Source organism: Duganella sp. AC917 (assembly GCF_979258245.1).
Genome location: NZ_OZ409848.1, coordinates 66,970 through 85,772 on the forward strand (window position 1 = coordinate 66,970; position 18,803 = coordinate 85,772).

The 18,803-nt window shown below is 61.0% G+C and carries 17 protein-coding genes; 9 read left to right on the forward strand and 8 right to left on the reverse strand.

Features of this window, described 5'->3' with window-relative positions:
- Nucleotides 1–178: 178 nt before the first annotated feature.
- On the reverse strand, nt 179–1,075 hold the full coding sequence (locus ACZ0BA_RS00290) for an SMP-30/gluconolactonase/LRE family protein (RefSeq protein ID WP_463449387.1): 897 nt from the start codon (nt 1,073–1,075) through the stop codon (nt 179–181).
- Between the two features lie 13 nt (nt 1,076–1,088).
- Entirely contained in the window at nt 1,089–2,738 is a 1,650-nt protein-coding gene (gene pgi / locus ACZ0BA_RS00295) for a glucose-6-phosphate isomerase (protein ID WP_463449388.1), read from the reverse strand.
- A 261-nt stretch (nt 2,739–2,999) separates the two neighbouring features.
- Here pgi and edd point away from each other — a divergent pair, with 261 nt between their 5' ends.
- The 5 genes from edd (at nt 3,000) to ACZ0BA_RS00320 (ending at nt 9,703) form a co-directional block, all read left to right on the forward strand.
- Nucleotides 3,000–4,922 carry a phosphogluconate dehydratase gene (gene edd / locus ACZ0BA_RS00300; protein ID WP_463449389.1) on the forward strand — a complete coding sequence of 641 codons (1,923 nt, stop codon included), beginning with the start codon at nt 3,000–3,002 and terminating at the stop codon, nt 4,920–4,922.
- Between the two features lie 3 nt (nt 4,923–4,925).
- Entirely contained in the window at nt 4,926–5,549 is a 624-nt protein-coding gene (gene eda / locus ACZ0BA_RS00305) for a bifunctional 4-hydroxy-2-oxoglutarate aldolase/2-dehydro-3-deoxy-phosphogluconate aldolase (protein WP_090315029.1), read from the forward strand.
- A gap of 354 nt (nt 5,550–5,903) precedes the next feature.
- The gene (locus ACZ0BA_RS00310) at nt 5,904–7,181 is read left to right on the forward strand and encodes a hypothetical protein (protein WP_463449390.1); all 1,278 of its coding nucleotides are present in this window, start codon (nt 5,904–5,906) and stop codon (nt 7,179–7,181) included.
- A 2-nt stretch (nt 7,182–7,183) separates the two neighbouring features.
- Complete coding sequence (locus ACZ0BA_RS00315) at nt 7,184–8,284, forward strand: hypothetical protein (RefSeq protein WP_463449391.1); 1,101 nt, start codon at nt 7,184–7,186, stop codon at nt 8,282–8,284.
- A 57-nt stretch (nt 8,285–8,341) separates the two neighbouring features.
- The gene (locus tag ACZ0BA_RS00320; protein ID WP_463449392.1) at nt 8,342–9,703 is read left to right on the forward strand and encodes an AAA family ATPase; all 1,362 of its coding nucleotides are present in this window, start codon (nt 8,342–8,344) and stop codon (nt 9,701–9,703) included.
- A 724-nt stretch (nt 9,704–10,427) separates the two neighbouring features.
- Here the strand turns inward: ACZ0BA_RS00320 and ACZ0BA_RS00325 are convergent.
- The gene (locus ACZ0BA_RS00325; RefSeq protein ID WP_463449393.1) at nt 10,428–11,321 is read right to left on the reverse strand and encodes a LysR family transcriptional regulator; all 894 of its coding nucleotides are present in this window, start codon (nt 11,319–11,321) and stop codon (nt 10,428–10,430) included.
- 97 nt (nt 11,322–11,418) lie between these two features.
- Between ACZ0BA_RS00325 and ACZ0BA_RS00330 the strand changes: the two genes are divergently transcribed.
- Nucleotides 11,419–12,198: an NAD(P)H-dependent oxidoreductase gene (locus tag ACZ0BA_RS00330; protein WP_463449394.1), complete on the forward strand. Its 780-nt coding sequence runs from the start codon at nt 11,419–11,421 to the stop codon at nt 12,196–12,198.
- Nucleotides 12,199–12,210: 12 nt separating this feature from the next.
- Here ACZ0BA_RS00330 and ACZ0BA_RS00335 read toward each other — a convergent pair whose 3' ends face one another.
- On the reverse strand, nt 12,211–12,729 hold the full coding sequence (locus ACZ0BA_RS00335) for a hypothetical protein (protein ID WP_463449395.1): 519 nt from the start codon (nt 12,727–12,729) through the stop codon (nt 12,211–12,213).
- A gap of 67 nt (nt 12,730–12,796) precedes the next feature.
- On the opposite strand from ACZ0BA_RS00335, the gene ACZ0BA_RS00340 reads away from it, so the two are divergent.
- Entirely contained in the window at nt 12,797–13,015 is a 219-nt protein-coding gene (locus tag ACZ0BA_RS00340; protein ID WP_463449396.1) for a DUF7661 family protein, read from the forward strand.
- A gap of 801 nt (nt 13,016–13,816) precedes the next feature.
- The gene (locus ACZ0BA_RS00345) at nt 13,817–14,329 is read left to right on the forward strand and encodes a hypothetical protein (RefSeq protein WP_463449397.1); all 513 of its coding nucleotides are present in this window, start codon (nt 13,817–13,819) and stop codon (nt 14,327–14,329) included.
- Here the strand turns inward: ACZ0BA_RS00345 and ACZ0BA_RS00350 are convergent.
- The gene (locus ACZ0BA_RS00350) at nt 14,320–15,747 is read right to left on the reverse strand and encodes a cytochrome P450 (protein WP_463449398.1); all 1,428 of its coding nucleotides are present in this window, start codon (nt 15,745–15,747) and stop codon (nt 14,320–14,322) included. The genes ACZ0BA_RS00345 and ACZ0BA_RS00350 overlap by 10 nt on opposite strands.
- A gap of 112 nt (nt 15,748–15,859) precedes the next feature.
- On the opposite strand from ACZ0BA_RS00350, the gene ACZ0BA_RS00355 reads away from it, so the two are divergent.
- The gene (locus ACZ0BA_RS00355; RefSeq protein WP_463449399.1) at nt 15,860–16,711 is read left to right on the forward strand and encodes a helix-turn-helix domain-containing protein; all 852 of its coding nucleotides are present in this window, start codon (nt 15,860–15,862) and stop codon (nt 16,709–16,711) included.
- A gap of 74 nt (nt 16,712–16,785) precedes the next feature.
- Here the strand turns inward: ACZ0BA_RS00355 and ACZ0BA_RS00360 are convergent, their stop codons facing one another.
- The 3 genes from ACZ0BA_RS00360 to ACZ0BA_RS00370 are packed head-to-tail and all read right to left on the reverse strand — an operon-like array spanning nt 16,786 to nt 18,767.
- Nucleotides 16,786–17,754, reverse strand: coding sequence for a diguanylate cyclase (locus ACZ0BA_RS00360; protein WP_463454682.1), 969 nt, complete (start codon nt 17,752–17,754; stop codon nt 16,786–16,788).
- 12 nt (nt 17,755–17,766) lie between these two features.
- On the reverse strand, nt 17,767–18,393 hold the full coding sequence (locus ACZ0BA_RS00365; protein WP_463449400.1) for a chemotaxis protein CheC: 627 nt from the start codon (nt 18,391–18,393) through the stop codon (nt 17,767–17,769).
- On the reverse strand, nt 18,390–18,767 hold the full coding sequence (locus ACZ0BA_RS00370) for a response regulator (RefSeq protein WP_463449401.1): 378 nt from the start codon (nt 18,765–18,767) through the stop codon (nt 18,390–18,392). Before ACZ0BA_RS00370 ends, ACZ0BA_RS00365 begins: the two co-directional genes overlap by 4 nt.
- Nucleotides 18,768–18,803: the final 36 nt, after the last annotated feature.

The following is an 18,803-nucleotide window of genomic DNA, read 5'->3' on the forward strand; positions in this document are numbered from 1 at the left end:
CCTGAATGGGTGGTCGCTGCAGAGCGCCGCCGCCGGGTTGACACTATAACCGGCGGTGTATTTTTATTGTGTAAATTTACTACGCTAAGCAGTGAAATGCAAGAAATTTTACTACATTCAGGGGTGGTTTGCCGGCGCGCCGACGACGCCGTTCAAGCCACGCCCTGCTTTGTCCGGATTAGTTTTTATACGCTGGATTCACGCGGCCCGCGACATCGACTTTAATGGACAGGAGCTTGCCGCTGAGCGGGTATTGCGCCAGCTCGGCCTCCGGGCGCTCGCCGGCGCTGGTGACATATAAGGTGCGCAGATCCGGGCCGCCGAAGGCCGGCATCGTCGGGCAGCGCAGGGGCAGCTTGATTTCGTCGAGCTGCTCGCCGTCCGGCGACAGCTTCAGCAGCCGGCCGCCTTCGAACAACGCGCACCAGTAGTTGCCGTCGCTGTCGATCGCCGCGCCGTCCGGACGACCGCCGTAGTTGTTGGACTTGTCGGCCGAGAACTGCATGAAGGGGCGCTGGTTTTCCACCGTGCCGCTGTCGACGTCGAAATCGAAGCGGCGCACCACGTGGGCGGTGGTGTCGGCGTGGTACATGGTTTTGCCGTCCGGGCTGAAACCGAGGCCGTTCGAGTTGGTCATGCCGCCCGACCAGGCTTTGCGAACCTCGCCCTGTTCCAGCACGAACATCTCGGCGGCCTGGCGGTCGCGCGGTTCGTAGATGGTGCCGACCCAGAAACGTCCGGCCGGATCGACGCGGCCGTCGTTGAAGCGGGCCAGCGAGGTGTCGTACGGCGCCGGCGCGATCTCGGTGATGCGCACGTCGTCGGCGCCGGTGTCGAGGTGATAGAAGCCGCTGCGCATGGCGACGATCAAACCGCCGTTGTCGCTGACGGCCAGGCTGGCCGGCTCGCTCGAGAGCCGCCACGCGCGGTGCGCGCCGCTGGCCGGCTCCAGCCGGTGCACGGTGAAGGCGGGGATGTCGACCCAGTACAGCGCCTGTTCCGCCTCGTGCCATAGCGGGCATTCGCCGGTTTGCATGACGGCGTCGTAGGCCACTTCGATATGCGGTGCGCTCATGGTCATCCCTGGCTTAAATGTGCTGGGCCGCTTTGGCCATGACGATCAAACCGTTGGTCGAGCTGTCGTGGCGGTCCGGCTGGACCTCGCCGGTCAGTTCGGCGTGGATGTTCTTGGCCAGCACCTTGCCCAGCTCCACACCCCACTGGTCGAAGCTGTTGACGTCCCACAGCACGCCCTGGACGAAGGTTTTGTGCTCGTACAGCGCGATCAGCGCGCCCAGGGTGGTTGGCGTCAGCTGGTCCATCAGGATGGTGTTGGACGGGCGGTTGCCGGGGAAGGTCTTGTGCGGCACCAGCGCTTCGATTTCGTCGGCGTCCAGCTTTTGCGCGGTCAGGTCGGCGCGCACTTCATCGGCCGTTTTGCCGGTCATGAAGGCTTCCGACTGGGCGAAGCAGTTGGCCAGCAGCGAGTCGTGGTGGCCCGGCAGGTCGTGGGTGGCGCGCAGGGTGGCGATGAAGTCGATCGGGGTGACGTCGGTACCCTGGTGCAGCAGCTGGAAGTAGGCGTGTTGGGCGTTGGTGCCGCATTCGCCCCAGACCACCGGGCAGGTCGGCGTGTCGACTTCGGCGCCGTCGCGCGTGACGCGCTTGCCGTTGCTTTCCATGTCGAGCTGCTGCAGGTAGGCCGGGAAGCGGTTCAGATCCTGGTGGTAGGGCGCGATCGACAGCGAGCCGGCGCCGAGGAACTGGCGGTTCCAGAAGCCGACCATCGCCAGCAGCACCGGCATGTTTTGCGCCAGCGGCGCGGTGCGGAAATGTTCGTCCATCGCGTGGGCGCCGGCCAGGAAGTCGCTGAAGTAGCCGTAGCCGACCGCCAGCGCGACGGCCAGGCCGATCGCCGACCATACCGAGTAACGGCCGCCGACCCAGTCCCAGAACGGGAACATGTTGGCCGGGTCGATGCCGAACGCTTTCACCGCTTCGGTGTTGGTGGAGACGGCGACGAAGTGGCGCGTCAGATCTTCTTCCTTGGCCGTTTTCAGGAACCAGGTGCGGGCCGTGCCGGCGTTAAGCATGGTCTCGGCGGTGACGAAGGTCTTGGAGGCGATGATGAACAGCGTGGTTTCCGGATCGACCAGGGCCAGCGCGGCGTCCATGTCGTGGCCGTCGACGTTGGAGACGAAGTGCATCTTCAGGCGCGGGTGGGCGTACGAGCGCAGCGCCAGCACGGCCATTTTCGGGCCCAGGTCGGAGCCGCCGATGCCGATGTTGACGACGTCGGTGATCGGCTTGCCCGTATGGCCCAGCCACGCGCCGGAGCGGACCTGGTCGGTGAATTCCTTGACGTGGTCGAGCACGGCGTGGACGTCGGCGCCGATATCCTGGCCGTCGACCGTCAAACTTTTACCGCGCGGCAATCTCAACGCGGTATGCAGTACGGCGCGATGTTCTGTAATATTGATCTTCTCGCCATTGAACATGGCGTCGCGCTGGGCCTCGACGCCGCGTTCGCGGGCCAGATCGAGCAGCAGGTCGATGGTGGTGGCGGTCAGGCGGTTCTTGGAATAGTCGAGGAACAGGCCGGCCGCGTCGACCGTCAGGGTCGGGAAGCGCTGCGCGTCGTGCGCGAACAGTTGGCGCAATTGCCAGTGTTTGGCGTCGACGGCGTGGGATTCGAGGGCTTTGAAGCTGGCGGTGGTGGTCAGGGCGGGCTGGCGCATAATAGTCGGGCGTCTTCGTCTGATGGGTAGGATGGATGCATAAACAAGCTGAGTGAATAATACAGGAAAACCCGGTAAATTCACTACGACACTGTTGAAAGAATAGAATTTTTATCGCTCTGGAGGTGGTTTTTCCTGCGTGCCAGGGATGCGTTTCCGGTGCCGGCGTTTGCCAGCGTTTGCCAGCTAAAAATCAGAAAAAACGGTCGGTTTTGAGATTTTGTAGTAAAATTTCACGGAATTCATTCATAAGGAACAATCATGGCGTTGCATCCGGTCTTGGAAACTGTCACCGCTCGCATCATCGAGCGTAGCAAACCTTCGCGCGGCGCTTATCTGGCGCACCTGGACGCGGCGCGCGTCAAGGGCGTCCAGCGCGGCACCTTGGCGTGCACGAACCTGGCGCACGGCTTCGCAGCGTTTCCCGCCAACGACAAGCTGTCGTTGAAGGAACTGAAAAAGCCGTCGGTGGCGATCGTTTCGGCCTACAACGACATGCTGTCGGCGCACCAGCCGTTCGAAGGCTTCCCGGCGCTGATCAAGGACGCCGTGCGCGAAGTGGGCGCGGTGGCGCAATACGCCGGCGGCACGCCCGCCATGTGCGACGGCGTCACGCAGGGCCAGCCGGGCATGGAACTGTCGCTGTTCTCGCGCGACGCCATCGCCATGGCGACCGCGATCGCGCTGTCGCATAATATGTTCGATTCGGCGGTCTACCTGGGCGTGTGCGACAAGATCGTGCCGGGCCTGCTGATCGGCGCGCTGCACTTCGGCCACCTGCCGGCGGTGTTCGTGCCGGCCGGTCCGATGACCACGGGCCTGTCGAACTCCGAGAAAGCCAAGATCCGCCAGCTGTACGCGCAGGGCAAGGTCGGACGCGCCGAGCTGCTCGAAGGCGAATCGCAGTCCTACCACGGCGCCGGCACCTGTACCTTCTACGGCACCGCCAACAGCAACCAGATGCTGATGGAGGTCATGGGCCTGCACCTGCCGGGCGCCGCGTTCATCACGCCGAACACGCCGCTGCGCGACGAACTGACCAAGGCCGCCGCCCGCCGCGCTGCCGTGATCACGGCGCAATCGAGCGAGTACCTGCCGGTCGGCCACGTGGTCGATGAAAAAGCCATCGTCAACGCCATCGTCGCGCTGCTGACGACCGGCGGCTCGACCAACCACACCTTGCACCTGGTGGCCATCGCCAAGGCGGCCGGCATCGTCATCGACTGGGACGACTTCAACGAGCTGTCGAAGGTGGTGCCGCTGCTGACGCGCATCTACCCGAACGGCAACGCCGACGTGAACCACTTCCACGCCGCCGGCGGCACGGGCTTCGTGATCCGCGAACTGCTCAACGGCGGCCTGCTGCACGACGACGTCACCACCATCCTTGGCAAGGGCCTGCGCGCGCACTGCACCGAGCCGTTCCTCGGCGAAGGTGGACAGGGCGTCGTATGGCGCGACGCGCCGGCCGAATCGGGCGACGAGGCGGTGCTGCGCAAGATCACCGCGCCGTTCTCGCCGGACGGCGGCACGGTGCTGGTCAAGGGTAACCTGGGCCGCGCGGTGATGAAGGTGTCGGCGGTCAAGGCCGAACACCAGACGGTGGAAGCGCCGGCGCTGGTGTTCAACTCCCAGGAAGATTTCATGGACGCCTACAAGGCCGGCCAGCTCGATCGCGACTTCGTCGCCGTGCTGCGCTTCCAGGGTCCGCGCGCCAACGGCATGCCGGAGCTGCACGCGCTGACGCCGGCGCTGGCCAACCTGCAGGACGCCGGCCGCCACGTGGCGCTGGTGACCGACGGCCGTATGTCGGGCGCGTCCGGCAAGGTGCCGGCGGCGATCCACGTGTCGCCGGAGATCCTGGCCGGCGGTCCGCTGGGCCGCGTGCGCGACGGCGACATCATCCGCGTCTGCGCCAAGGATGGCTCGTTGGAAGCGCTGGTGGAGCCGGCCGTGTGGAACGCGCGCGAACAGGCCACGGCCGACCTGACGCCGAACGGCGTGGGCATGGGCCGCGAATTGTTCGCCATGTTCCGCAACAGTGTGTGCGAGGCGGAGAAGGGCGCGACCACGTTCCCGCTGCCGTCGCCGATACCGACGATCGTCGGCCTGCATGACAAAGACCCGGTCGGCAACACCGTGCCGGGTTCCGATGAAGATTTCTCGATGAAGAAAGAAGCGTAAATCATGACTATGACTTTGCTGGATATTATGCGTACCTCGGCCGTGATCCCGGTGATCGCGATTGACGAACCTGAACACGCCGTGCCGTTGGCGCGCGCGCTGGTGGCTGGCGGCATCCGCGTGCTGGAAGTGACCTTGCGCACCAAGCACGGCCTGGGCGCGATCCGCGCCATGTCGGAAGTGGAAGGCGCCATCGTCGGCGTCGGCACGTTGACGCAGCCGGAAGAATTCGCCGCCGCGCGTGACGCCGGCGCGGTGTTCGGCGTCTCGCCTGGTTTGACGGCCGCGCTGATCGCCGCCGCCAAGAGCAGCGGCCTGCCGCTGCTGCCTGGCGTGATGACGCCGTCGGAAGTGATGGCCGCGCGCGAGCAGGGCTTCCGTCAACTGAAGCTGTTCCCGGCGGTGCCGGCCGGCGGCATCGGCATGCTCAACGCGATCAACGGCCCGCTGCCGGACGTGACGTTCTGCCCGACGGGCGGCATTTCGCAGGAGACGGCGTCGCAGTTCCTGGCGCTGAAAAACGTCGCCTGCGTGGGCGGCTCGTGGTTGACGCCGAAGGACGCCATCGCCGCCGGCGACTGGGGCCGCATCACCGACCTGGCCAAAGCGGCCAGCGGTTTGCGCTAACACCTGAAACGACGCTTGCGCGTCAATGCCGCCCGGTTTAAGCCGGGCGGTTTTTTTTTGCCTCTTCGCCTTACTCACCAGACCGGCCAGCGTGCCCCCCACAGCAGTTTAACTAGAGCGATACTCCGGTCGGGTGGTTCCGAGGTGGAAGGCGAAACTATCATTAGCTCCTGCCCCAGTGGTATCGTTCTAGTTACGGCGCTAAGAGAAGTGCCGCCAGAGGAGGCTTTCGTCTGGCTTCGGCCCGAATGGCTTTTGTACCAAGCTTTGTGTATCCTGTAAGACTGTTGCGTAACGGCATGAGTACCTCGTGCACGGCTGTTACGGTGATGAGGTTGGCTTATGGGTGAGAACATGGACAAGAAGATTGCGGTAGCACGTTGCCACGAGATCCAACTGGCAATCAAGGATAAAGAAGTTCCCCTTTTCGAAACTATTCCGGTGATTGGAATGGCGGTTCAGCTTGCTCTTCATATTCGCGGCTTACCGGTCATCGATTATGAGTTGCTGAAGCTGGTGGCCTCCACTATGCTGCACATTCCTCGACTGGCCGTTGACAGGATTGTTGAATTGCTGGGGGAAATTGAATTTGTTCGTATCCAGCGCGACGGCAAGAGGATTCGGGCTGTTCTGCCGACAGTCCCTTATTTTGATGAGCTCTACGACGGTATCGGTGAGTACCTACAGGTCGTCGCGAAGCCCGACGAGTTTGAAAATTTGACTTTGGAGATCGTGGACCGGCTTGCGAACGCGCCCCATAACGTTGATGCCTTAGCTGGAAAAATTGGTATAGAGCGTAAGACATTTGATACCAGCGTTGAAATCGGAACGAAGGGTAGCTTCTTGGTAAGCCGCAGGGCACGGTCGAAGACGGTGCTATTGAATCCTACCTATTTCTCAGAAAATGCCGATGTGTTCGCAGATCACGTCGCAAACTGTGGTGCGAAGGGCGTGCAGAAAACGCTGAAGCTAATTCAGTCTGCGCAGGGCTGGCCGCTGTCCTTGATTGAAAAACAGATGGAGATAGCGGGCACCAAAATAGATGCTGATGACCTGTTGTTGCTCAAGCGCTTAGCGCAAGACGGTGCCATTAAGCCGCCTGCCATCAACACGACGTACGCGGGACAAAGCCAATTCATCTTTACCCCGACGCCAAAGTTTGTAAAGGTCAGCCCGCTGAAGCGGGAGATCTACGAACGCTCACTGGCGATTGTTTCAGCCGTGCGTCAAGGGCAGCTTTTGCCAAATCGTTTCCGTATCCGCAGCCCCGGTGCGGTCCTTTATAAACTTAAGACGGAACTCCAACTCAACCCCACCAGCGACTATTCACAGCAGTATCAGAATTTGGTGCATACCCGCATTGCCAGATTGGAGGAACAGAGTAATGGGTATCGTCAGCTTAAAATTATCGATACCCCTGAGAACAGGGAATCGTTGAAGATTGCGTATGAGCTCGTTCAAGGAGATACTCCCCCCGACCTGGTTGTTGATCAAGAGGCTATGAACGCGATGTCTGGAGACCGGGAGTACGTAGAGTCGCTGGTTAGCTCAAGGCTTATGCGAGACAGAGAAACAATCGTGCTTCCTGAAGAGAAGCAATTTGAAATTAGCCAGATTTTGCTAGGAAGCTAAAGATGTTGAAAGACCGTGCCCAAAAGGCGTCCGCATTGGCGCTCAGTATCTCTAAGAGGTGGCTGCCGCAACTAGAGGTGGAAATTGAAGCATCTGCACGCTTGGAGAAATCTAAGTTCTTGCTAACTGACATCGATGTGCTAGCAATCGCGCCGTCGCCGATTCAGGGACAGGTGCGGATAATCTTTGACTGTAAGAGCGGGGTCAGAGAGTCCGCAATAGGTAGGGCATTTTGGCTGCGTGGTGTTATGACCAAAGCTAACGCTTCTCAAGGCTTTATCATTCTTAATGAAAAGGTCGCTATCGAACACGATCATCGAATCAGTGCGGCTGATTTGTCGGTATCTTTGTTGCACGAGTCAGAGCTTGAAGATCTTGCTCAATGCGTCGGTGGAACGATCAAAAACTTAGGGTCCGCCGCAGCAGATATTGATGTTTGGGATAAATTTCTTGCAATTAAGTCGAAGTACGGGGCGCTGTCGGAATACATTGATTTCTCTCGTTCTAGCTTTTGGATGACTAAAGATGCGGGGGAGCAATGTCGAAAGACCGTTGCGAAACTTCGTGCGATTGCTGCTGAAATGGACCCGGCGAAGCCGGAGCATTTGGCTATCTTTGGGGATGCATTATGCTTGTTCTTGTTATCTCTGTCAGAACTGGCAAACCGTCTCTTTCTTGTGCTGATTCGTCCATCCTCGCAGGAAGAGTTTATTTCGTCACTTTTGGCCCTGCTATATGGTGGATATGAGAATTTAGATGCTGCGCAAAAGATTAGGCGGCTTACTTTAGGAGGCGCTTCCGCAGACGAGATTCCGATCTTTCCTGAAACTAAAAGATTTGAACGTCTGGTTAGAGAACTATTGCAAGCTCCTCAGCAAGCATTGCCTGCATCTTTGTTAGCTCGTGAAATGAGTTTTTCCTTATTGGTCAGGAAACGTCATTCGCCTCTGCAAGAGTCGATTAACTCGGAGTCACCGTATGCTTCAAAGTTTGTAGTGATTGCTGCGGAATATCTGCAACGTGCGGCTCGACTGCCGCCCGAGTTCGGGCATATTTATTCGGACCTAGCGATGGATCTCTCATCCAAGGGGTTCCTAGTCTGAAGTAGAGTAGTGTTGCATCAGAGTAATTCTAGAAGACATAATGATTCGGAGATACGGATGATTGTTCAATTAAACATGGGTAACTGGAAGAGCTACGAAGCTTCATCGCTCTTCATTGATCGTCTTTCTGTATTGGTTGGGACGAATGCTAGCGGTAAGTCGAATGCCTTAGATGCTCTATCCTTACTAAACCGGACTGCTAACGGCACTATGTTAACTGCGGCGCTTCAAGGGGACGGCTCCCTTGTTCCGATTCGTGGAGGCGTTGAATGGGCGGCGCGTCGGCCAGGGGACATCTTCTCGCTAGGAGTAATTTGCAGGGCTGATGAGATAACAGATTACGAATATACCTTCGAATGCCGAATTCAAGAGAGTCGCTGCGATGTCCTAGCAGAGCAATTGCTAAGAACGAAGTATCGTTTGGGTAAGGACGGACTACGCCGATCAGCGGTAGGTCAAATTAAATTGTTTAGAACTGATTCTTGCGCAGATGAGTCACCTACAATCGTCGCTCGGTTGTATAACGAGAAACAGGGAACGCCACGTCAACTCGGTAGGGCTCATACAGGACTATTTCAACTATACGGACAAAAGTTGCGTCAGGAAATCCAGGATGGTGTCACTTCTGTAATTGAAACACTGCGAGAAATTTTTATCCTGGATCCGATTCCTTCGCACATGCGAAATTATTCTTCACTTTCTGAACGGCTTGAGTCTGATGCTCGCAATATAGCTGGAGTACTGGCTGCGCTTCCAGCGGAGAAACAGTCTGAAATTGAAACTGTTTTAACTCGATATGCCAGTCAACTGCCGGAGCGAGATATTAGACGGGTTTATGCAGAGACTGTCGGGAAGTTCAAGTCGGATGCGATGCTTTATTGTGAGGAACGCTGGCTCGAAAATAACCAACCCCACCTTATCGATGCAAGAGGGATGTCGGATGGCACTTTGCGATTTCTTGCAATTCTGACGGCTCTCTTGACCCGACCGAAAGATAGTTTACTGGTCGTGGAAGAGGTTGATAATGGCCTGCATCCATCACGCGCAAAGTTGCTGTTATCGATGCTAACGGACGTAGGGAGCGTGCGCGGCGTCGACGTTTTAGTCACAACGCACAACCCGGCTCTTTTGGATGCGATGGGTACAGAGATGGTGCCGTTCATTACCGTTGCTCATCGTGATCAAACAGTCGGTTACAGCAAGTTGACCCTCCTCGAAGACGTGGGACCGTTGCCGAAGTTACTTGCCAGAGGCACAGTCGGAACCTTGTCAAGCCAAGGTCTGATAGAGGCCGCCGTCACCGGCCGAACCCGCACTGTTAGCGTGCCCCGTTTTTCACAACATGAACTTGATTTTTCATCTAGTGACGATGTTCAAAGGCGGGTCAGTGAATTGATTGGTGGGGCGCCGCATGGGTAAGCGAGTGCTTATTATTGACACTTCAGTTTTGTGCTGTTGGTTGGAAATCCCGGGAAAGGAAGAGGCGGGTCCGGCAGATGATCGATGGAACTATCAACGCATCAATGATTTGCTTACGGCTGAAGGTGCCAAGGGCAGCACGTTTGTCCTGCCTATAGCGACGCTTATTGAGACAGGGAATCACATTGCTCAGGCCCCCGATGCTAATCGCTTTCAACGCGCGGGCCGATTGGCGGAGCATTTGCGTAGTGCTACGGATGAGCAGAGTCCTTGGGCGGCTTTTACCGATCAGTCGTCACTCTGGAAGCCTGAGCAACTCCGCCTTCTAGCAGATAATTGGCCCGCGCTCGCGGCAGGGGGGACGTCAATTGGGGATGCTACTATTAAAGATGTTGCTGAGCATTACGGGCGCGCAGGCTATCACGTTGAAATTATCACGGGTGATCAGGGGCTGAAAGCTTATCAACCAGCGGCACCATTGCGGGTTCCTCGGCGAAGAGGCGGGTAGTGGTAGAGCGTATCAGACTGATACTGATGCAGACTCCGATGTAGTTTAAAGTTTGTGGAGGTATCTTTAGGGTATTTCTGCAATGCGAACATATTTTGTTTTTCAAGTGCTTCACCGCACTCTTATTCATGAGTTTGATTGCCTCCGTCTTGCTCGATAAATCGAAGCAGACGGACTGTGGCAATCGCGCCGCTAAACCTCGTCACGGTCTCCCTATCAGACCAGTTTATGGATCTGCTCGCGCAGCCATTGGTGGGCGGGGTCGCGGTGCGAGCGTTCGTGCCATAGCATCGCCATTTCGTAGCCGGGGATGTCGACCGGCGGCTCGATTACCTTGAGCGCCGCGTTGTCGCGCACCAGCCGCTCCGGCAGCATCGCCACCAGGTCCGTGCTTTGCAGGGCCGACACCATGAACAGAAAGTGCGGCACCGACATCGCCACACGGCGCGACAGGCCGACTTGCGCCAGCGCCGCGTCGGTGACGCCATGAAAGCCGCCGCCATCGGACGATACCAGCACGTGCTCCAGCGCGCAAAACTGCTTCAGGGTCGGCTTGCGCTTCAGGCGCGGATGATCGGCGCGGCCGGCCAGCACATAGCGCTCGGCGAACAAGGTGCGGCGTCGCATGCCCGGGGGCGAGCCTGCGACGGTGTGGAAGGCGAGGTCGATTTCTCCTTGCTCCGCTTGTCGCGCGATGCGCGCCGGGTTCATCTCCAGCACCGCCAGCCGGGTGCCCGGCGCCAGGGCGCGCAGCTCGGAAAGTACCGGCAGCAGGATTGTCGATTCCCCGTAGTCGGTCGCGGCTACGCGCCAGGTTTGATCCGCTTTCGACGGTTCGAAGGGCTGCGCGGGCGATACCGCGCGGCCGAGCGCTTCCAGTGCCTGCCGCAACGGTTCGCGCAGCTCCTCCGCCCTGGCGGTCGGCTTCATGCCGCGCGGTCCGGGCAGCAGCAGCGGATCGCCGAAGATGTCGCGCAGTTTGGCCAGGTGCACGCTGATCGATGGCTGCGAAAAATTGAGCCGCCGTGCCGCGCGGGTGACGTTGTGCTCCGAGAGCAGGACGTCGAGCGTCACCAGCAGATTGAGGTCGAGCCGCCGTAAACTATCCATCGAAATTATTCCTGTTGATACCTGCTATGTTGGGAATTCATTTCCAATATACCTGAGGCGGGCCTACGCTGTGTGCTTTCCATCAGGAGCCACCGTCATGAACGTCCTTATCGTCTTCGCCCATCCCGAGCCGTTGTCCCTGAACGGCTCAATCAAAAACTTCACGGTCGAACGTCTCGAAGCGGCCGGCCATGCCGTGCAGGTGTCGGATCTGTATGCGATGCAGTGGAAACCCGCGCTCGACGCCAACGACAGCCTGGATGGCGCGGCGACCGAACGCTTCGACGCCGCGCTCGATTCCAAGCGCGCCTTCGACAGCGGACGGCAAAGCGCGGACATCGCCCTCGAACAGCAAAAGCTGATGTGGGCAGATACCGTGATCCTGCAGTTTCCGATGTGGTGGTTCTCGATGCCGGCGATTTTAAAGGGCTGGGTCGAGCGGGTCTACGCCCATGGTTTCGCCTACGGCGTGGGCGAGCATTCGGACCTGCGTTGGGGCGACCGCTATGGCGAGGGCAGCTTGGCGGGCAAGCGCGCGATGCTGGTCGTTACCACCGGCGGCTGGGAATCCCACTACAGCCCGCGCGGCATCAACGGCCCGATTGACGACATCCTTTTCCCGATCCAGCACGGCATTTTGTACTACCCGGGCTTCGAGGTGCTGCCGCCGTTCGTGGTGTACCGCACCAGCAATGTGGACGAGACGCGCTTCGATACTATCCGCGAGGAGCTGGGACGGCGCCTCGACACGCTGGCGACGACCGCGCCAATCGCCTTCCGTCCGCAGAATGGCGGCGATTACTCGATCCCAGAACTCACTTTGCGCGATGACGTGGCTCCCGGCCTAACCGGGTTCGCCGCGCACCGCAAGGCGTGATGCCGCGCCAGGTCAGACCGCGTCGCCCTCGAGGACAAACAGGCCGGCCTTGTTGGCCAGTTCCAGCACCGGCGCGGCTTGCGCCTTGTCGTGGAAGTACAGGATATTGGTGTCGTCCCAACCGGCCGCGCAGATGCAGCCTAGTTCCGGCATGATCAGGAACTGGGACGGCGGATGGTGTTTGTCGTAGCGTGACTGGATCAGGAAGCCGTCGCGGTTGGTGTAGCGTTTGATGACGGTTTTGGCCTTGGCGGGCCAGCGGCCGCGATAGCGCAGCGTGTACACCGGCGTCAGGGCGTACAGCGCGGCCCAGTGGGCCAACATTTTCTGATTCCGGCGTTCGCGCTCCTCGCCCTCGAAACAGGCCATCAGGTGCCATTCGGATTCGTCGTCGAGCCAGTGGTCGAACACGGAGATGGCCACGCGCTGCATGCCGCCATCGGCGCCGAGCTGCCAGATGTCGTTCAGGTTGGGGAATTGCTTATTAATTTGTTCTGCAAGGTTCGCGTCAACGCGAGACAACATCTTCATACTTTCCTTTGAATCATACTGGGCGACGCTCGAGTATATACTTCTCTATCAAAAGGGGAGGGCGCAAATGAAGGAGTTTCGCTTCAATGTATTCGGGCGGTTGATCGCGATATGCGGCGAAGCCGGTGAGCGGCGCACGTTCGAACTTGGCGCGGAGGGCAAGCGTCGCCCGGCGGACTTCATCGTTCCCGACGACGTCGCCGACGAGGAGTTGTGCGAATACCTGTTCGATCTGTTTCACGAGGATGCGACGCCGCGAAATCATTCTGTAACGCAGATAGGCTGAGATCGCCGTTCTGCCCAGTATCGACGACGGTGACTCGCGCGAACGCTCCAGTGCGCATTTGTTTTACCGATTCAAGCAAGTCGCGTTCAAAATTATCTTTTTCGGAGGACATCTTTTTCCTCTTCATCGAGCGGTTTTCATTGGTCCAAGATGCATCTTAATCCAGTCGGCGGCATTGTAAACCCTATCAATTCCTCCGACTCCTTGCCGTCCACCGTCTCCATTGATTCGATATCGAAGCTGCTCAGCGGCACGACGCTGGCGAGCTTGATCCCCAGTAGCGCCGAGTAGCGCCGCCACCATTATTGCGGCGCCACAATCGACTAAGCGAGCATTGAGCTTATCCTACGTCGATAACCCAATCTCAATGGCGAGCATATGAATGCAGTCACACGCAGCGACGACGAAATTCTTTTTGATCGTACTATGCTATCTTTGGAGGCCCAGATTACCAGCGCTGGAGCTCACCTGACCATCGACTCCAAGGCACGGCTCACGTACACGATAGAGATCAAGCGCATGTCCCATAGGCTACGAGCTGATGCCATTGCGCGCAGAATTACTTGGGCCGATGCGGCTCGGCAAGCGCAAGAAACTCGAAATCTGATCATGGAAGTAATCCGATTGTAGCGTTTAAAAAGGAGGTCGTAAGCAACGGCGCGGGCGTCGCGGGCGGAATCGCCGGTGGCGCGCTAGCGGGACTTGCATGTGGCCCTGCTGCTCCGATTTGCGTTACAGTGGGGGCGTTTGTAGGTGGCGCGTTTGCTGCCCTAGGAACAAGTTATATCTGGTAGAGCTGCCATGAAATTGATCCCCGCCGCAGAGTACTCAATCCGCGTAATTACTGCACCGACGCCAGAATTGACGCCGCAGAGTGAAATTATGGTTGCTGGCTTGCGCACCGGGAAAGTCGTCGCTGGTGCGATACTGAGAGCTGCGTTGAGGTGGGGCGAGTTTGTACTACTTTTCCTCACTGATGACGTCCCATTTGAGGACACGCTGCGCATGTATCTGCTTGACCAGGATCTGACTGTCGTGGACTCGGCTCGCATGGGCGCCATGTACTCGACCGGCATATTTTCAGCGTTGGATTTGACGGAGCCAAATACCGTTCGATTTCAGTTCTTCGATGGCGTATTGTGGACGCTGACATTGCTTTCAAAGGAAGAGTTTGCGATCCCAATAATCTCGGAGCCCACCAGCGTAAGCCGTCCATTCAAATTTTTTAGAAGGATTCGGCTGGCAGGAAAGCCACTCCCCAAGACGTCGGAAGTGCAATGTGAGAACGTCAGGGGCAGCGCCAATCAGGCCTGATTGAGCCGCCCGAGACGCATGCGTAATCCAATCGGCGACATTGTAAACCCCATCAACTCCTCCGGCTCCTTGCCATTCACCGTGTCGATCGACGCGATCTCGAAGCTGCTCAGCAGCATGGCGCTGGCGAGCTTGATCTCCAGCAGCGCCAGGTAGCGCCCGGGGCAGGTGCGCACGCCGGCGCCGAACGGCATCGACAGGTGCTTGTCGATCGCGCCGTCGCCGCCGCGCAGCCAGCGCTCCGGTTCGAAGGCATCCGCGCGCGGCACATGTCGCTCGTCGACGCTGTCGTGGCGCATCACGCACCAGATCAATCCCCCCTTGGGGATGCGCACGCCGCCGAGCACCGTTTCGCGCAACGCTTCGAGCGGGATGAACGGCGCCACCGGCTTGAGTCGCATCGCCTCCTGGGCGCAGGCGTCGAGGTAATCCAGGCCGTCCATCTGCGCGATCGTCAGCGCCGCCGGATCGGGCGCCACGCGCGCCACCTCGTCGCGCGCCCGGCGCAGCGCCGCCGGATTTTTCTGCAGCAGATACAGCATCCACGCCAGCGTATGACTGGTGGTGTCCTCGCCCGCCAGCAGCATCGTCATGACATTGCCGGCGATGGCGCGGTCGTCGATGCCGGCGCCCTCGTCGGCCGCGCAGATCATCGCGTCGAGCAGGTGGGCCGGGCGTTCGCGCCGCGCCGGCTCGGCCACCAGACGGGCGCGCGCCGAGGCGATCAGCGTGTCGATCGCGCCGTTGAGGGCGGCCACGCTGGCGTCGAGCTGCCTGTCCTGCGGCAGCCGCACGTAGCGCCAGTAAGGCACCAGCGCGATGGTACGGCGCGCCACGGCAGGCAGGATGATGTCCAGGTGGCGCTGGATGACGTCCTCGCCGCCGTCGATGGTGTTGACATCGGTGCCGAACGCCAGCCCGGCGATGACGTCCACGCTGAAGCGTTTCAGGTCGTCGGTGAGGTCGATCGCGTGGCCGCCGGCCGCCGCCCGTCGCCAATGCGCGCGCAGCCGCAGCGCTACCGCCACCAGCGCCGGAAAGTAAGCCTTGACCGCGTGCGGCGACAACGCCGCCATCACCATGCGGCGCTGCTCGCGCCAGGTCGCGCCCTCGGCCACGAACACGCCCGGCCGCCCGCCCATCTCCTCGCCGACGTCGCTGGTGATCGCCGGCCGGCGGAAACCGTCGGGTCGGTCGCGCAGCGCAGCGCCGACCAGCTCATGACTGGCCAGCACCACGATGTCGGTGCGGCCGAAACGGATCTTGAACAATGGGCCATACTGGCGGCTCCACGCTTCGACGTCCTGGTGGATGCGCAGCGGCTTGATATGCGGCAGGTTGCCCACCAGCGGCCAGGCGGCGGGGCCGGGCAGGTCGGCGATCTCGCGTGCGGCAAGCGTCAAGGTGTTCTCCATCATCGGGTCTCTCCATCCATGGTTTGCATTGTCCCACTATGCGGTGTCGCCGACGCCGTGTATTGAACGTTTACGACACGCCGCGCGCGCCCACGCTTTGGTATAGACTTTGGCCATGTCCAGCACCGTTCCCGCCCTCGACCCCACGCGCCTGATCGTGCCGCCACTGGCGCTGGCGTCCTGCGTGCGCGCCTGCGTTACGCGCAGCACCGTGGAGGCGCCACTGGCCGAGGGCGACCGCTTCAACCATTTCCCGGCGACGCCGCTGTGTTCCATCAGCTTTTACATGGAGGGCGAAGTGGAGGTCCTGCAGCCGGCGGACTTTCCGAAAGGGCCGGTACGCGTGGCCTTTTGCGGGCCACAAACGCGGCCCATGCTGACCTATAACCCCGGGCCGGTGCGGGTATTCGTGGTGCTGTTCTATCCGCAGGCCATGCACGCGCTGGGCGCGATCGATATCGCCGAGTGGGTCGACCGCGCGGCGCCCGTGGAGCAGGCGCTCGGCCCGCAGTGGGCGGCGATGTCCGATGCGGTGCTGGCCGCCGCCGACGACGACGCGCGGATGGCGGTGCTGGAGGCGTTTCTGACGCCGCTGTGGCGTGCCACGCGGGCGGCCGGCATGGGCGACATGGCGCGCGACTGGGTGCGCCATCTGGCCTGGCAGGCCGCCGACACCGCGCTCGGGCGGGGCTTGCGCAGCGTCGAGCGGCGCATCAAGGCGCGCGCCGGCCAGCCGCTGCGCAAGCTGCTGCGGCTGCGGCGCGCGGAGCAGTCGTTCTTCGAGGCGCGCGACGATTATTTGGCCGGCAGGGTGGTGTGGTCGGATGTGGCCGCGCGCGGCGGCTATGCGGATCAGTCGCATTTTTGTCGCGAGGCGCGCGAGATCACCGGACATACCCCGCGCGAACTGGCGCGCGTGCTCGGCTCGGGCGACGAGCGGTATTGGATTTATCGTATCTGGATGTGAGGGGAGCGGCGGCGCTTGGCGGATTACGGCGTGCCGCCTAATCCGCCATACGTGCGCCGCAGTGCGTCCGAGTCTCAGGGCAGGCGCGCGGCGCAGCGGTTGCGGCCCTGGTTCTTGGCTTCGTACAGCGCGCGGTCGGCGGCGCCGATCAGCGCTTCGATGTCGACCTGCGCGCCGCGCGGCTGCGAGGTGATGCCGATGCTGACCGTCACATACGGCAGCGCGCCGTTGCGCTCGTGCGGGATGGCCAGTTCCTGTGCGCGCGCGCGGATCGTCTCGGCGATCTGGCCGGCCTGGTCGAGGTCGAGCTCCGGCAGGATCACCGCGAACTCCTCGCCGCCGTAGCGCGCCATCAGGTCACACGGGCGCTTGAGCATGCCGGCCAGCCCGGCGGCCACCTGGATCAAACACTGGTCGCCCTTCTGGTGGCCGTAGTGGTCGTTGTAGGCCTTGAAATGGTCGATGTCGATCATCAGCAGCGACAGCGCCGCGCCGCCGCGCTTGGCGCGCCGGTGCTCCTTTTCCATGGCGACGTCGAAGTGGCGGCGGTTGGCGATGCCCGTCAGGCCGTCGGCAAAGGTCTGCGAGCGCAGCACCATGGCCTGCTCGCGCAGCAGTTTTTCGCGCGCGACGGCCACGCTGACGTCGCTGATCTGCACCAGGCAGTGGCGCGGCGCGCCCTCGACCTCGATCGGCGTGATCTCCACCGCCTGCTGCAGGCGCTCGCCGCGCGCGGCCGCCGCCGCGCTGGCGTGCAGCGCGAACGGCGCCTTGTTCAGGCTTTGCGACAGCACAGAGGCGAAGTTGTCGCGCAGCGCCTGGCCGATCGCCGAGTCGACCCGCCCGCCGCGCAGCTCCGGGCAGGCGGCCAGGAACTGGGCGCCAACCACGTCCTGCTGCGCGAGGCCGGAATGGCGGCTCATCCAGGCGTTCCACAGCACCACGCGGCCGTCGGCGTCGATCACCACCGCGCCCAGGTTGACCGCGCCAAGCACGCTGCGCAGCACCTTGAGCCGGTGCGCTTCGGGCAGCTTGTCGTCCATCGCCCGCACGGCTCAGGCCTGTCCCATCGCGCGCGCGATGTACTGGTTGATTTGCGTTTTGAGGTCGTGCATGGCCGACAGGTCGAGCACAAAGGCGACATAGCCCTGGATCTGGTGCTTTTCGAGCACGAAGTCGATGTGCAGCATCAGCACCACGGCGTCCGGCTCGCTGCCGGAGGCGGTCAGGATCTCCTCGCTGGTGCCCACGTGGTAGGCCGGCAGCGAGCCGCGCAGCTCGTGCTGGAAGATGTTGGCCAAGGTGCCGACGCAGGAGTTCAGGATGATGTTGCCGATCTCGCACATGGCCTCCTGCTCCATGTCGGTCAGCTCGGCCAGCGGCACGCTCTCGCCGACCATCAGGCGCACGATCTCGAGGCTTTTATCCTCGGGAAACATCAGGATCGCCTCGGTCTCGAAGGCGCCCTCGTAGTGCTGGCTCACGCCGCAGATGCGTTCGGGCTCGAACACCTGGTTGCGCAGCAGGCGCGCGGCCTCGGCGCGGTGGATGAAGGTGATCGACGGCACCGACATGCGCACCGCCTCGTTGACGATGGCGCTCATCGAGGCGGCCGCCTGGCCGACGCCGATATTGAAAATCTCGACCAGCGCGTCGTTCTCCAGCTCGGACAGCACGATCATGGCGCGCTCTCCTCGAGCGGCGACAGCAGGCGGGCGATGCGCGCCTCGGTGATGGGCTTTTCGACAAAGCCGACGCCGATCGCCTCGGCCGCCTCGCGCGTGGCCGTCTGCACGTTGGCCGTCAGCAGCGAGATCGGCAGGGCGGGGTTCTCGCGCCGCAACTGCTCGGCCGCGGCGATGCCGCCCATGCCGGGCATGTTGACGTCCATCAGCACCAGGTGCGGGTGCACGTCGCGCGACTTGAGCAGCGCTTCCTCGCCGGTGCCGGCCTCCTCGACGATCCAGTCCGGGTGCAGGCCGGTGATGTATTGGCGCGCCATCAGGCGTGAGACGCGGCTGTCGTCGACGATCAAGACTGTTTTAGCTTGCGGCATGGAACTCCCCGGACGAGCGTTTGGATGGGATCAGCT